Annotated in this window: 7 protein-coding genes and 3 rRNA genes; all 10 read left to right on the top strand. The window is 68.4% G+C overall.

Going from position 1 to position 15,265, the window contains the following annotated elements:
* Positions 1-920 precede the first annotated feature (920 nt).
* The 10 genes from AC1RSJ_RS08545 to recN all read left to right on the top strand — a co-directional run bounded on the left by AC1RSJ_RS08545 (position 921) and on the right by recN (position 15,204).
* Positions 921-2,030: a hypothetical protein gene (locus AC1RSJ_RS08545; protein ID WP_493117936.1), complete on the top strand. Its 1,110-nt coding sequence runs from the start codon at positions 921-923 to the stop codon at positions 2,028-2,030.
* A gap of 766 nt (positions 2,031-2,796) precedes the next feature.
* Positions 2,797-4,320 (top strand): 16S ribosomal RNA (locus AC1RSJ_RS08540).
* A gap of 441 nt (positions 4,321-4,761) precedes the next feature.
* Positions 4,762-7,875: ribosomal RNA gene (locus AC1RSJ_RS08535) — 23S ribosomal RNA — on the top strand.
* 129 nt (positions 7,876-8,004) lie between these two features.
* Positions 8,005-8,121: ribosomal RNA gene (gene rrf / locus AC1RSJ_RS08530) — 5S ribosomal RNA — on the top strand.
* Together the 16S, 23S and 5S rRNA genes form the textbook arrangement of a ribosomal RNA operon.
* Before the next feature lie 1,096 nt (positions 8,122-9,217).
* Positions 9,218-10,315 (top strand): hypothetical protein, encoded by a 1,098-nt coding sequence (locus AC1RSJ_RS08525; protein ID WP_493117935.1) that lies wholly within the window; start codon positions 9,218-9,220, stop codon positions 10,313-10,315.
* Positions 10,302-11,324 carry an HAD-IIA family hydrolase gene (locus AC1RSJ_RS08520; protein ID WP_493117934.1) on the top strand — a complete coding sequence of 341 codons (1,023 nt, stop codon included), beginning with the start codon at positions 10,302-10,304 and terminating at the stop codon, positions 11,322-11,324. Before AC1RSJ_RS08525 ends, AC1RSJ_RS08520 begins: the two co-directional genes overlap by 14 nt.
* Complete coding sequence (locus tag AC1RSJ_RS08515) at positions 11,321-11,719, top strand: hypothetical protein (protein WP_493117933.1); 399 nt, start codon at positions 11,321-11,323, stop codon at positions 11,717-11,719. The genes AC1RSJ_RS08520 and AC1RSJ_RS08515 overlap by 4 nt, the downstream gene beginning before the upstream one ends.
* A complete protein-coding gene (locus tag AC1RSJ_RS08510) occupies positions 11,716-12,555 on the top strand; it encodes a TlyA family RNA methyltransferase (RefSeq protein WP_493117932.1) in 840 nt (279 codons plus the stop codon). Before AC1RSJ_RS08515 ends, AC1RSJ_RS08510 begins: the two co-directional genes overlap by 4 nt.
* A gap of 16 nt (positions 12,556-12,571) precedes the next feature.
* On the top strand, positions 12,572-13,495 hold the full coding sequence (locus AC1RSJ_RS08505) for an NAD kinase (protein WP_493117931.1): 924 nt from the start codon (positions 12,572-12,574) through the stop codon (positions 13,493-13,495).
* Positions 13,492-15,204 carry a DNA repair protein RecN gene (gene recN / locus AC1RSJ_RS08500; protein WP_493117930.1) on the top strand — a complete coding sequence of 571 codons (1,713 nt, stop codon included), beginning with the start codon at positions 13,492-13,494 and terminating at the stop codon, positions 15,202-15,204. The genes AC1RSJ_RS08505 and recN overlap by 4 nt, the downstream gene beginning before the upstream one ends.
* Positions 15,205-15,265: the final 61 nt, after the last annotated feature.

Genomic DNA, 15,265 nt, shown 5'->3' with positions numbered 1-15,265 from the left:
CCGCATCGCCGCAGAGCTCGCCGCCGCGGTCCGCCGCGTTCCCGCCGGCGTCATCGCCCCCGTCCGCATCGAACCCGGCCGCGGATGTCGCACCCGGCGCCGCCGCGATGACCTCGACGCCGGCCCCGCGATCGGCGCCCACCGCGACTCCGACGTCCGCGGCCCCGCCCACCGTGGCCCCGCCCACCGTGACTCCGCCGACCACGACTCCGACGTCCGCGGCCCCGCCCACCGTGGTCCCGACGTCCGCGACTCCGTCGTCCGCGGCCCCGTCGTCCGCGGCCCCGTCGTCCGCGGCCCCGTCGTCCGCGGCCCCGTCGTCCGCGGCCCCGCAGTCTTCGACTCCGCCGTCCGCGGCCCCGGCTGCCCCGCCGCCCGGCCCGGCACCGTCGGCGCCCGCACCCGCATCGGCGCAGCCGGCCGCACCATCGTCGCCGCGCGCCGAGCGCCCGGACACGTCCGGCTGGCCCGTGGCGCAGAACGCCGCCTCGACCCCGCCGTCGACGACCGTTCCGGCTGCCGCGCCCGCCGCCACCGCGGCGACCGGCACCCCGCCTGCGATGGCAGCGCCGACCGCAGCGCAACCCACCGCAGCATCCGGCCCCGAGCCGACGTCGCCGGCGACTCCTCCGCCCGCCGCCGCGGCCCCGCCCGCAAGCGGGCCGGGCGCCGGCACCCCGTCGGCCCGTCCCGAGCCCATCCCGCTGCAGGAGCCCGCCGATCCGCCCTCGCTCCGCGAGTCCGGCGTCACCGCGTGGTTCCAGCCGAGCGATCCGACGGCGCGGACCGCGCCCGCGTCGCCCGATCCGGCCCCCTCGGCGACGGGCGAGCGACCGAGCGCGGCCGATGCCGTGAGCGCCGCGCCGGGGGAGCGCCTCGCGGCGCCGGACGCGGACCCCGCGCCCGCACCGGAACGGCCCGTGACGGAGGCGCCCGCGCCGCCGGCTGCCGCGGCGACGGATCTGGCGGCGTCCGGAGCCGTCCAGCCCGCATCAGCTGTCCCGCCCGCGGCGCCGGCGTCCGCCGCGCAGGCACACCCCGCGCAGCCCGCGTCCCCCGCGGCGCCGGCGTCACAGGGAGGTCCGGACGCGCCGAGGGTCGCGCCCCGACCGCAGGCGTCCGAGCCCGACGACCTCGACCTCCTCGCCGCCGCGTTCGACGTCGACACGCCCTCCGGGGGCTGGTCGCTGTCCTCCGAGTCGGAGCCGTCGCCGATCCAGCCGGCGCCGATCCAGCCGGCGCCGGCCGCAGCAGCCCCCGCCGCCGCGCCGCCGACGCGGTCGGATGCCGATCCGGTCTCGCGACCCTCCGTGCCGGCGTCGACCGAGCGCCGGACCTCGGCGGCGGCATCGCCGACGCGACCGGAGACCCCGTCGGGGGCCCGCGCCGACGCGTCCCGGCCGGCGCCCGCGCGACCGCTCGCGGATCCCGGCACCGAGTCGATCCTCCGGCTCCGGCCGACCGCCGTGCCGGATGGCGGGACCACCGTGCTCGAGAAGGCCGGCATCGTCGCCGCCGTCGTGCTGCCGCCGATCGGGCTCATCGTCGGCGTGGCCAACGCGATCCGGAGCGGACGGCGTCGCGGGTGGGTCCCGACCGCAGTCAGCGCGGGGATCGTGATCGCCTCGGTGCTCACGCTCGGACTCGTCGGCGCGGGGGTGGTCGCCGACGGTGCCGCGCGCGATGCGATCGCCGACCGGGCCCTGACCGCGCGATCCCAGCCGCTGTGCCGGGTGATCGCCGAGCAGGGCCTCAGCACCGGCGACGACTTCGGGCTGCCGACGGGGGGAGCGTCGATCGACGACGCGGCCGCCCGGCTCCAGGCGTTCGCGGACCGGTGGTCCGCCGCCGCGGCGGTCTCGCCGCCGTCGATCGGACGCGAGGTCGGCGCGATCGCCGCCGCCGCCTCGACCGCCGCCTCGGATGTGGCGACCACCCGCACGCTCGACCGCGCCGGCATCGCCGCGCAGCTCGCGACCGTGCACGGCACCTCCGGGGTGCCTGCCTTCGTCGCCGCCCACTGCGGCTGACCCGGCCCGCGAGTCGGCGCCGGTGCCGACGAGATGCTCGACGCCCCACCCGCCGTGACGATCCGCGCTCGGTGACCGCGGTCAGCCGGAGCCCGTACCGCCATTGCCGCCGCGGCCGGCTCGAGAGGCGGATCCGGACCCCGCGGAACCGCGCCCTCGGCCCGCCCCGCACGGCCCCACAGGGTGCACCCGCACCGCGAAAACCCCGGAAACACGGGCGACACGCCCGGGATGCGCCGAAGATTTGGCGGCGCGCCCCGGTCTGCGTAAAGTAATCACTCGTCACCCCAAAGGTGCGGAAAGCCCGGGGCCGAAAGGCCCGGCGATCCGGCCTCAAGAGGGACCAACCCCACCGGGTTCCTTCCAGATCCTCGCTTGCGAAGATCGGTGAAGAGAACGTATGGTGGGGAGCCGCACCGGCCGCCGCTGGGGTTCAACACTCCGGCATGCAGCTCGACCAGCAGGACCTTCGGTCCGGAACGTCGTAGCGCCACAGGCCGTGCGGCAACAGGACAAGTGGCCTTGCAGCCGACCCGGCGACGGGAAGGGGCAGGAGCGCCCGATCCTTGAGAACTCAACAGCGTGCACTATGTCAAATGCCAAAATACCTCGCTCGGCGACCTCGGTCGTCGAGGAGATTCCTTTGGATTGACGGATTGTCAGTAGACGATCCTTTCAGTCAGATCAACTCGTCGCGAGCAGGCGGTTTTCCCCGCTCTCGTGACACACGATGTGCCGGCGGCTTCGGCTGCCGAGCAATCAAACATCTACGGAGAGTTTGATCCTGGCTCAGGATGAACGCTGGCGGCGTGCTTAACACATGCAAGTCGAACGGTGAAGGAGGAGCTTGCTCCTCCGGATCAGTGGCGAACGGGTGAGTAACACGTGAGTAACCTGCCCCAGACTCTGGGATAAGCGTTGGAAACGACGTCTAATACCGGATACGAGCTTCAGCCGCATGGCTAGGAGCTGGAAAGAACTTCGGTCTGGGATGGACTCGCGGCCTATCAGGTAGTTGGTGAGGTAATGGCCCACCAAGCCTACGACGGGTAGCCGGCCTGAGAGGGTGACCGGCCACACTGGGACTGAGACACGGCCCAGACTCCTACGGGAGGCAGCAGTGGGGAATATTGCACAATGGGCGAAAGCCTGATGCAGCAACGCCGCGTGAGGGATGACGGCCTTCGGGTTGTAAACCTCTTTTAGTAGGGAAGAAGCGAAAGTGACGGTACCTGCAGAAAAAGCACCGGCTAACTACGTGCCAGCAGCCGCGGTAATACGTAGGGTGCAAGCGTTATCCGGAATTATTGGGCGTAAAGAGCTCGTAGGCGGTCTGTCGCGTCTGCTGTGAAAACCCGAGGCTCAACCTCGGGCCTGCAGTGGGTACGGGCAGACTAGAGTGCGGTAGGGGAGATTGGAATTCCTGGTGTAGCGGTGGAATGCGCAGATATCAGGAGGAACACCGATGGCGAAGGCAGATCTCTGGGCCGTAACTGACGCTGAGGAGCGAAAGCGTGGGGAGCGAACAGGATTAGATACCCTGGTAGTCCACGCCGTAAACGTTGGGCGCTAGATGTGGGGACCATTCCACGGTTTCCGTGTCGCAGCTAACGCATTAAGCGCCCCGCCTGGGGAGTACGGCCGCAAGGCTAAAACTCAAAGGAATTGACGGGGGCCCGCACAAGCGGCGGAGCATGCGGATTAATTCGATGCAACGCGAAGAACCTTACCAAGGCTTGACATATACGAGAACGGGCTAGAAATAGTCAACTCTTTGGACACTCGTATACAGGTGGTGCATGGTTGTCGTCAGCTCGTGTCGTGAGATGTTGGGTTAAGTCCCGCAACGAGCGCAACCCTCGTTCTATGTTGCCAGCACGTAATGGTGGGAACTCATAGGAGACTGCCGGGGTCAACTCGGAGGAAGGTGGGGATGACGTCAAATCATCATGCCCCTTATGTCTTGGGCTTCACGCATGCTACAATGGCCGGTACAAAGGGCTGCAATACCGTAAGGTGGAGCGAATCCCAAAAAGCCGGTCTCAGTTCGGATTGAGGTCTGCAACTCGACCTCATGAAGTCGGAGTCGCTAGTAATCGCAGATCAGCAACGCTGCGGTGAATACGTTCCCGGGCCTTGTACACACCGCCCGTCAAGTCATGAAAGTCGGTAACACCCGAAGCCGGTGGCCCAACCCTTGTGGAGGGAGCCGTCGAAGGTGGGATCGGTGATTAGGACTAAGTCGTAACAAGGTAGCCGTACCGGAAGGTGCGGCTGGATCACCTCCTTTCTAAGGAGCTTCTGCTCGGTGCCTTCGGGTATCGAGCCAGAGCCGCGCTCGAGACGAATGTTCTCGGGGCGGATGCTCATGGGTGGAACATTGACATAGGTCCTGCGGAAAGCGCGGGCAGCTCAGTACGGATCCTCGGATCCAGGAACGGCAGCCGGCGACGACTGCAGGACATGCACGCTGTTGGGTCCTGAGGGACCGGGACGGCCTTCGGGTCGCACCACTCCTCTGGACTTCGAATGTCACGGTCCGAGACCGCGGCAGACGGAGTACCGCCCGTATTTTGAGAACTACACAGTGGACGCGAGCATCTTAGATTCGCGTAGAGCTCTTCGGAGCGATACGCAAATCATGATGATCTGATTTATAGATCATTGGTCAATCCCGTTCGGACTGCTTCGGCAGCTCGAGCGCGATCGATTCTAAAAACAAAACTCATGTAGTCAAGTTTCTAAGAGCAGACGGTGGATGCCTTGGCATCTGGAGCCGAAGAAGGACGTAGCAATCTGCGATAAGCCTCGGGGAGTTGATAAGCGAACTTCGATCCGAGGATTTCCGAATGGGGAAACCCCGTCAGGCGTACTTGTGCGACCTGATGACTCCCGCCTGAATATATAGGGCGGGTAGAGGGAACGTGGGGAAGTGAAACATCTCAGTACCCACAGGAAGAGAAAGCAACCGCGATTCCGTTAGTAGTGGCGAGCGAAACCGGAACAGGCCAAACCGAACGTGTGTGATAGCCGGCAGGCGTTGCACGTTCGGGGTTGTGGGACTCTGACGGTCTTCTGCCGAAGACCACATCGACATGCAGCGTATAGACGAACGGCATTGAAAGGCCGACCACAGAGGGTGCCAGTCCCGTAGTCGAAATGCGGTGCAGCGGTGCAGAGTATCCCAAGTAGCACGGGACCCCTGAAATCCCGTGTGAATCCGCCAGGACCACCTGGTAAGCCTAAATACTCCCAGATGACCGATAGCGGACAAGTACCGTGAGGGAAAGGTGAAAAGTACCCCGGGAGGGGAGTGAAATAGTACCTGAAACCGTCTGCTTACAAACCGTTGGAGCAGCCCTAGCAGCTGTGACAGCGTGCCTTTTGAAGAATGAGCCTGCGAGTTAGCGGTATGTGGCGAGGTTAACCCGTGAGGGGTAGCCGTAGCGAAAGCGAGTTCGAATAGAGCGCTTCAGTCGCATGCCCTAGACCCGAAGCGAAGTGATCTATCCATGGCCAGGTTGAAGCGACGGTAAGACGTCGTGGAGGACCGAACCCACTTGGGTTGAAAACCGAGGGGATGAGCTGTGGATAGGGGTGAAAGGCCAATCAAACTTCGTGATAGCTGGTTCTCTCCGAAATGCATTTAGGTGCAGCGTTGCGTGTTTCTTGCCGGAGGTAGAGCTACTGGATGGCCGATGGGCCCTACAAGGTTACTGACGTCAGCCAAACTCCGAATGCCGGTAAGTGAGAGCGCAGCAGTGAGACGGTGGGGGATAAGCTTCATCGTCGAGAGGGAAACAACCCAGACTACCGACTAAGGCCCCTAAGCGTGTGCTAAGTGGGAAAGGATGTGGAGTTGCTCAGACAACCAGGAGGTTGGCTTAGAAGCAGCCACCCTTGAAAGAGTGCGTAATAGCTCACTGGTCAAGTGATTCCGCGCCGACAATGTAACGGGGCTCAAGCACACCGCCGAAGTCGTAGATTTCGCACATTTGGTAGGCCTTCGTGGTCCAGCCGTGCGGAGTGGTAGGAGAGCGTCGTGTGGCGAGTGAAGCGGCGGAGTGATCCAGCCGTGGACGCCACGCGAGTGAGAATGCAGGCATGAGTAGCGAAAGACATGTGAGAAACATGTCCTCCGAAAGACCAAGGGTTCCAGGGTCAAGCTAATCTTCCCTGGGTAAGTCGGGACCTAAGGCGAGGCCGACAGGCGTAGTCGATGGACAACGGGTTGATATTCCCGTACCGGCGAAGAACCGCCCAAGCTAATCCAGTAGTGCTAAGAGTCCTAATCCGGCAGATGGATCCCTTCGGGGTGAAGCAGCCGGCCTAACGCTCGAACCCGTGCTGGTGCGGCTAGCGTATTAACAGGTGTGACGCAGGAAGGTAGCCCAAGCCGGGCGATGGTTGTCCCGGTGCAAGTGCGTAGGCTGAGAGATAGGCAAATCCGTCTCTCATAAAGGCCGAGACACGACGCGGACTCGAAAGAGACAGTGGGTGATCCTATGCTGCCAAGAAAAGCATCGACGCGAGGTTCCAGCCGCCCGTACCCCAAACCGACTCAGGTGGTCAGGTAGAGAATACCAAGGAGATCGAGAGAATCGTGGTTAAGGAACTCGGCAAAATGCCCCCGTAACTTCGGGAGAAGGGGGGCCTAAGGCGTGTACGGACTTGCTCCGGAAGCGCTGCAGGGCCGCAGAGACCAGTGGGAAGCGACTGTTTACTAAAAACACAGGTCCGTGCTAAGTCGCAAGACGATGTATACGGACTGACGCCTGCCCGGTGCTGGAAGGTTAAGAGGAAGGGTTAGCTTCGGCGAAGCTCTGAATTTAAGCCCCAGTAAACGGCGGTGGTAACTATAACCATCCTAAGGTAGCGAAATTCCTTGTCGGGTAAGTTCCGACCTGCACGAATGGCGTAACGACTTCCCAGCTGTCTCAACCGCGAACTCGGCGAAATTGCACTACGAGTAAAGATGCTCGTTACGCGCAGCAGGACGGAAAGACCCCGTGACCTTTACTATAGTTTGGTATTGGTGTTCGGTGTGGCTTGTGTAGGATAGGTGGGAGACTTTGAAGCGGGCACGCTAGTGTTCGTGGAGTCGTTGTTGAAATACCACTCTGGTCACTCTGGATGTCTAACCACGAACCGTAATCCGGTTCTGGGACAGTGCCTGATGGGTAGTTTAACTGGGGCGGTTGCCTCCCAAAAAGTAACGGAGGCGCCCAAAGGTTCCCTCAACCTGGTTGGCAATCAGGTGTCGAGTGTAAGTGCACAAGGGAGCTTGACTGTGAGAGTGACGGCTCGAGCAGGGACGAAAGTCGGGACTAGTGATCCGGCAGTGGCTTGTGGAAGCGCTGTCGCTCAACGGATAAAAGGTACCTCGGGGATAACAGGCTGATCTTGCCCAAGAGTCCATATCGACGGCATGGTTTGGCACCTCGATGTCGGCTCGTCGCATCCTGGGGCTGGAGTAGGTCCCAAGGGTTGGGCTGTTCGCCCATTAAAGCGGTACGCGAGCTGGGTTTAGAACGTCGTGAGACAGTTCGGTCCCTATCCGCTGCGCGCGTAGGAAGTTTGAGAAGATCTATCCCTAGTACGAGAGGACCGGGATGGACGAACCTCTGGTGTGTCAGTTGTTCCGCCAGGAGCACCGCTGATTAGCTACGTTCGGAACGGATAACCGCTGAAAGCATCTAAGCGGGAAGCCGGCTTCAAGATGAGACTTCCATCCCTTCGGGGGAGAGGCTCCCAGCCAGACGACTGGGTTGATAGGCAGGATGTGGAAGCGGGGACTAAAGACCCGTGCAGCTGACCTGTACTAATAAGCCGACAACTTGACAACACCCCTATTCAGGGAATGAGTTTTGCGTGTTGCTCGCGTCCACTTTGTGGTTCTCGATCTACGGTCGAGAACTGCGCCCGCACCGTGTGAGAGCACGGCAGCGGCCGACAGACTGTAAATCAATAGTGTTTCGGCGGCCATAGCGAAGGGGAAACGCCCGGTTACATTCCGAACCCGGAAGCTAAGACCTTCTGCGCCGATGGTACTGCGAGGGGGACCTCGTGGGAGAGTAGGACACCGCCGGACTTCTTTCATAAGATGGCCATCCGAGTATTCGGATGGCCATCTTGTGTTTAACCGCGCGCTCGGAGCGCCGGACCACACGAGGAGCGATGTGAGCGACGACGACAGCCGATCGGGCGACGCCGCCCGTCGTGGAGACGATGACCGCCGACCTCGGCGTGATGGAGATCGCCCGGCTCGGTCCGGCGATCAGGCCGGCCGTCGAGACGGCCCTCAGCGCCGTCATGGCGCACCCCGTCGCGAGGGCGGCTATCAGCGTGACAGCTCCCGCGATGGAGGTCAGCGTCGTGATGGCGGCAGCTCGCGTGATGGCGGTCAGCGTCGTGATGGCGGAGACCGTCGTGATGGCGCCCCGCGTCGGGACGGCGCCTCGTCGCGCGACAGTGCTCCGCGTCGTGATGGAGCACCCCGTCGTGACGCCGGCGCCCCCCGCGATGGAGGTCAGCGCCGTGACGGGGGCTACTCGCGTGACGGCGGCCAGCGTCGTGATGGGCGAGACCGGCGTGACAGCGCGCCGCGTCGTGATGGTGGGGATCGCCGTGATGGTGCCCCTCGTCGCGACGGTGGCTACTCGCGTGACAGTGCCCCGCGCCGTGATGGTGGAGACCGCCGCGATGGTGCCCCGCGCCGCGAGGGCGGAGACCGTCGTGATGGTGGTCCTCGTCGCGAGGGCGGCTATTCGCGCGACAGCGCCCCGCGCCGTGACGGTGGAGACCGCCGTGATGGTGCCCCGCGTCGCGAGGGCGGTTACTCGCGCGACAGCGCCCCGCGCCGTGACGGCGGAGAGCGCCCGCGTCGGAGCGACTCGGGCGATCGTCCGCGTCGGAGTGACGCCGGAGACCGCCGCGACGGTCCCCGTGGTGCCGCCCCGCGCACGGGCGGACGCGATGGCGGCTTCCGCGGCGGCGACGCTCGCGGCGGCGAGCAGCGCGGCGGCTTCCGCGGACGTGACGGCGATCGTCCGCGCGGCGGCAGCGACCGCTTCGGCGATCGCCCGCGTCGCACCGATGCGGAGCTGCGTGCGGAGCGCGAGGCCGAGGGGCGCGGATACGGGCTCGTCCCGCTCCAGCGCCACGACGACCCGGAGCTCCCGGAGGACGTGGCCGCGAACCAGCTCGACAAGGTCGCGCGCGGCGAGTTGAAGACGCTGTCGAAGGACAACGCCGACGGCGTCGCGAAGCACCTCGTGATGGCGGCGCGGCTGATCGACGAGGATCCGGCTCTCGCGCATCGGCACGCACTGGCTGCGGCCCGTCGCGCCGGTCGCGTCGGCATCGTGCGCGAGACCGTCGCGATCACGGCCTACGCCGTCGGCGACTTCGCCCTCGCCCTTCGGGAGCTGCGGACGTACCGGCGCATCTCCGGCAGCAACGACCAGCTCGCGCTGATGGTGGACAGCGAGCGGGGCGTGGGTCGTCCGGAGCGGGCGCTCGAGCTCGGACGCTCGGTTCCGCGCGCTGAGCTCGACGTCGCCGTGCAGGTCGGCCTCGCGATCGCCATGTCCGGCGCACGGCTCGACCTCGGTCAGGCGGAGCTCGCGCTGCAGGAGCTGCGCATCCCGCAGCTCGATCCCGAGCGCGCGTTCAGCTGGAGCCCCGCCCTGTTCTCCGCGTACGCCGCGGTGCAGGAGGAGCTCGGCGACACCGCCGAGGCGGAGCGCTGGTACGAGCTGGCCGATCGCGCCGAGGAGGCGCTCGGCGACGCGGCCGACGACGGCACGATCGAGATCGTCGAGGAGGACCTGCCCGAGGGCTCGTACGCCGCCGACGACGTCGAGGACGCCGACGAGTCGGAGGACCCCGACGACACGGCCGGCGAGGAGGACCTCGCCCTGGACGACGACCTCGCCCTCGATGAAGATCTGGCCGACGGTGCCGATGGCGTCGCCGACGACGAGGACGAGGATCTCCCGCTCGACCAGGATCTCGCCGACGAGTCGGCCGGTGACCCTGAGGCGGACGAGCCTGAGGCGGACGAGCCTGAGGCGGACGAGCCTGAGGCGGACGAGCCTGAGGCGGACGAGCCTGAGGCGGAGGAGGCCGCGGAGTCCGCCGCCGAAGCTCCCGCCGAGGCGGCCGAGCCCGCCGCCGAGGTGCCGGACGACCTCCTGTTCGACGACCGCCTCTTCGGTGACGAGCTGGGGGACGAGTCGGACGACGAGCAGGGCGACGAGCAGGACCCGGATGCGAAGGGCTGAGTCCGCGACGCCGCTCGATGGCGTCGACGTGCTCCTGGCCGACCTCGACGGGGTCGTCTACGCCGGGCCCGATGCGATCCCGCACGCCGTGGACGCGCTGACGCGCGCCCAGGACCGGCTGCGCGTCGGCTACATCACGAACAACGCGTCCCGCACCGACGCCTCCGTGGCCGAGCACCTCGCATCGTTCGGGCTGCGCGTCGCGGCGGACGATGTGGTGACGTCGCCGCAGGCGGCGATGGCGCTGATGGCCGGGCTCGTCCCCGCCGGCTCGACGCTGCTGGTCATCGGCGGCGACGGGCTCACGGTCGAGGTCGAGAAGGCCGGATTCCGGGTTACGCGCTCCGCCGAGGACCATCCGGCCGCGGTCGTGCAGGGCTTCGCTCCCGAGGTCGGCTGGACCGAGCTGGCCGAGGCGGCGTTCGCGCTGGCTGCGCGTCCCGGCGAGGACGAGATCCCCTGGGTCGCCACCAACACCGACTGGACGATCCCGCAGGCCCGGGGCATCGCCCCCGGCAACGGCACGCTCGTATCCGCTGTGCACACCGCCGTCGGGCGGCTGCCGATCGTGGCCGGAAAGCCGCAGCGCGCGATCTTCGACGCCGCCGTCGAGCGGTTCGGGGCGGAGCATCCGCTCTTCCTCGGCGACCGGCTCGACACCGACATCTCGGGCGGTCGCGCCGCCGGCATGCCGACGGCGCTCGTGATGACGGGCATCGACGGGCCGAAGCAGGTGCTCGCGGCGGATGCGGCCTCGCGTCCGGACTTCCTGCTCGCCGATCTGCGCGAGCTGCACCAGCCCTATCCGGAGCAGTCGGTGCGCGAGCGGCGCGGTCGCTCCGAGCACCGCAGCGGCGACGCGGTCGTCGTGCGCGACGGCTCCGTCGTGCGCCTCGAGCGGCCGGGAACGGCCATCGACGTGCTCCGCGCGGGCAGCGCCGCGGTGTGGGCGGCGGGGGTGCCGATCTACGCCCTCGACGTCGACGCGCGGCTATATTCGAGCGCATGACCGACGAGCACCGCGACGACGACCGCGACTCGTGGACCGACGACGAGCAGTCCGCCGAAGCCGGTCCGGTCGAGGATGACGGTGCGGTCGACGACGGTGACGACGCCGACGCGGAGCTGCCCGACGACGAGCCGTCAGCGGATGACGATGCTGCGGATGACGATGCTGCGGATGACGATGCTGCGGATGACGGCCCCGCAGATGATGCCGATGCCGATGCCGATGCCGATGCCGATGCCGATGCCGATGCCGATGACGTCGACGACGCCCTCCTCTCCCGTCTCCGCGTGATCGAGGACCAGCCCCTGTCGGAGCGCGCCGTGGCGCTCGGCGAGCTGCACGACGAGCTCCGCGCGCGGCTCGAGTCGGGCGACGCGCCCCGCGCCTCCGCGTGACGACGGACGACCGCGGCACGATCCACGACGGCCAAGACGATGCCGGCGAGGGGCGCCTCGACGCCGAGCTCGTGCGCCGCGGCCTGGTGCGCTCGCGCGCCCAGGCGACGGCCGCGATCGCCGAGGGGCGGGTGTCGGTCGACGGCCGGCCCGCGGCGAAGCCGTCGCTCCGGGTCTCGGTGCGCGCCGACCTGACGATCGCGGGCGCCGACCACTACGTCGCGCGCTCGGCGCACAAGCTGCTGGCGGCGCTCGACGCGTTCCCCGTCGATCCGACGGATCGGCTCGCGCTCGACGTCGGCGCCTCGACGGGCGGGTTCACCCAAGTGCTGCTCGAGCGCGGGGCGCGCGAGGTCATCGCGCTCGACGTCGGGCACGGGCAGATCAAACCGCTGCTGCGCGGCGATCCGCGGGTGCGCGTCGTGGAGGGCGAGAACGCCCGCGAGCTGACGCCGGAGCGGCTCGCGGCCGTGGCGCGCACGACCGAGCGCCCGGATCTCGTCGTCGCCGACGTGTCCTTCATATCGCTGACCCTGCTGCTCGAGCCGGTGGCAGCCTCCGCCGCGCCCGGTGCGGACCTGCTCGTGCTCGTGAAGCCGCAGTTCGAGGTGGGCAGGACCGGCATCCGCGAGGGGGTCGTCCGCGATCGAGGTCTGCGGCAGGACGCCGCGTCGAAGGTGCTCTGGCGCGCCCACGATCTCGGGCTCGCGGTGCGCGGAATCGTCTCCTCCCCAGTGCTCGGCTCGTCGGGGAATCAGGAGTACCTGGCCTGGCTGGGCGGCGGTGCGGAGGTCGATCCGACACAATGGACCCGGGCGGTCTCCGCCCTGCCCTGACCCCCGAGGAGCGACGATGTCCGAACCGCGTCACCTGCTGGTGGTCGCGCACACGGGTCGCCGCGAGTCGCTCGAGGCCGGCATCGAGGTGTGCCGCCGGCTGATCGCCGCCGGCCTGGTGCCGGTCGTCTCCGACGACGAGCTCGCCGACCTGGAGAGCGCCGCTCCCGACCTGGAGCCGCTGCATCTGCTCGGCCGCGACGTCGCGACCAGCGAGCTCGAGCTCGTGATCGTGCTCGGCGGCGACGGCACCATCCTCAGGGCGGCGGAGCTCGCTCGGGGCTGCGGGGCGCCGCTGCTCGGCGTGAACCTCGGCCACGTCGGGTTCCTCGCCGAGGTCGAGCGCGCCGACCTCCCCGAGACCGTCGCCCGGGCGCTCGCCCGCGACTACACGGTCGAGGAGCGGATGACGCTCGCCGCGCGCGTCGAGCACCGCGGCACGACGGTGTGGGAGACCTGGGCGCTCAACGACGTCTCCGTCGAGAAGGCGAGCCGCGAGCGGTCGCTCGAGGTCGTGATCGAGGTCGACGGCCGCCCGCTCTCGACGTTCGGCTGCGACGGCGTCGTCATGTCGACGCCGACCGGCTCGACCGCCTACTCGTTCTCGGCCGGCGGGCCCGTCGTCTGGCCGGGGGTCGACGCCCTGCTCATGACGCCGCTGTCGGCCCACGCGCTGTTCGCGCGGCCGCTCGTCGTCGGCCCGTCGTCGGCGCTCGCCGTGGAGCTGCTCGAGCGCTCGACCGGTGCCGGTGTGCTGTGGGCCGACGGCCGGCGCTGGGTCGACCTGCCCGCCGGGGCTCGTGTCGTCGTCGAGCGCTCGGACGTGCCCGTGCGGCTCGCCCGGCTCAGCGAGGGCAGCTTCACGCAGCGGCTCGTCGACAAGTTCGCGCTGCCGGTCGCCGGCTGGCGCGGCCCGGCGTCGGGGGAGGGCTCCGAGTGATCGAGGAGCTGGTCATCCGCGACCTCGGCGTCATCTCCGAGGCGACGCTCCCGCTCGGGCCGGGTTTCACCGCGCTGACGGGCGAGACGGGCGCGGGCAAGACGATGGTCGTGACGGCGCTCGGGCTCGTGCTCGGCGAGCGGTCCGATGCCGGTGCGGTGCGCTCGGGCAGCGCGGCCGCCGTGGTCGAGGCCCACTGGGACGTGGCCGCCGCCGGCGCGGTGGCCGACCGCGTGCGGGATGCCGGGGGCGACCTCGACGAGGACGCCGGCGGGCGCGCGCACCTCATCCTGAGCCGGTCGGTGTCGTCGGAGGGACGCAGCCGCGCGACGGTGGGCGGCCGCTCCGCGCCCGTCGGGGTGCTCTCCGAGCTCGGGGAGGAGCTCGTCGTCGTGCACGGGCAGTCGGAGCAGCTGCGGCTGAAGTCGGCGACCGCGCAGCGCGACGCGCTCGACCGCTTCGCCGGCGAGCCGATGCTCGCGGCGCTCGCCGCGTACCGCGACGACTTCGACCGCTGGCAGTCCACGGCCTCCGAGCTCGAGCTGCTCGTGACCGACCGCGACCGCCGCGCCGTGGAGGCCGAGGAGCTGCGGGCCGCGATCGAGGAGATCGAGGGGGCGGCACCGCAGCGCGGCGAGGACGCCGAGCTCGCGGAGCGCGCCGAGCGGCTCACGAACCTCGAGGATCTGCGCGTCGCCGCCGCCGAGGCGCTCGAGGCCGTGTCGTCGCAGTTCGGCGAGGACGCGCCCGACGCGCTCGGGCTGCTGGAGACGGCCCGCTCGCGCATCGACCGCGTGGCATCGCACGATCCGGCGCTGACGCCCGTCGTCGAGGCCGGCACGACCGCGTCCGTCGCGCTGAGCGAGCTGTCGGCGCAGCTCGCGCACTACCTCGGGTCACTCGACGCCGACGGCGCCCGCGAGCTCGAGTCGCTGCAGGAGCGCCGCGCTGAGCTGGCCGCCCTCGTCCGACGCCACGGCGCCGACCTCGACGCGGTCATCGACCTGCTCGACCGGGGGAGCGGGCGCCTGCTCGAGCTCGACGGCGACGGCGACCGGATCACCGCGCTCGAGGAGGAGGTCGGCGTGCTCCGCTCGCGGGTCGAGTCCGGCGCCGCGCACCTCAGCGCGCTGCGGTCGGATGCCGGCTCCCGTCTCGCCGAGCAGGTCAGCGCCGAGCTCGGCGCGCTCGCCATGCCCGATGCGCGGCTCTCGGTCGAGCTCGCCGAGCGCGATCTCGGCCGCCACGGCCGCGATCAGGTGTCGATCCTGCTGCAGCCGCATCCGGGCACCGAGCCGCGGCCGCTGGCCCGCGGGGCGTCCGGCGGCGAGCTGTCGCGCGTGATGCTCGCGATCGAGGTCGTGCTCGCCGGGGCGGATCCGGTGCCCACGTTCGTGTTCGACGAGGTCGACGCGGGCGTGGGCGGTGCGAGCGCCATCGAGATCGGGCGCCGCCTTGCGAGGCTCGCCGAGACGGCCCAGGTCATCGTCGTGACCCACCTGGCGCAGGTGGCGGCGTTCGCCGGCAACCACCTCGCGGTCGTGAAGAGCGTCGACGGCGCCGTCACCGCGAGCGATGTGCGGCGGCTCGAGGGCGAGGAGCGCACGGCCGAGATGGCCCGGCTGCTCAGCGGCCTGCCCGACTCCGACACCGGCCTCGAGCACGCGCGCGAGCTGCTCGAGCTGGCGCACGACACACCACGCCGCTGATCGCGTCGGCGGACAGGCCCCGGGTCCGATACGCTGAAAACCCGTGGCGATCAATACCGAA

Source organism: Schumannella sp. GW821-FHT10F01 (assembly GCF_058809295.1).
Note: the sequence above shows the minus strand (reverse complement) of the source record. Positions and strands in the feature narration are given on the sequence as shown.

What these genes read in the sequence shown, in the direction of transcription:
- AC1RSJ_RS08520 (WP_493117934.1), top strand. Translation starts at nt 10,302, where the DNA reads ATGCGAAGGGCTGAGTCCGCGACGCCGCTCGATGGCGTCGACGTGCTC.
- AC1RSJ_RS08515 (WP_493117933.1), top strand. Translation starts at nt 11,321, where the DNA reads ATGACCGACGAGCACCGCGACGACGACCGCGACTCGTGGACCGACGAC.
- AC1RSJ_RS08505 (WP_493117931.1), top strand. Translation starts at nt 12,572, where the DNA reads ATGTCCGAACCGCGTCACCTGCTGGTGGTCGCGCACACGGGTCGCCGC.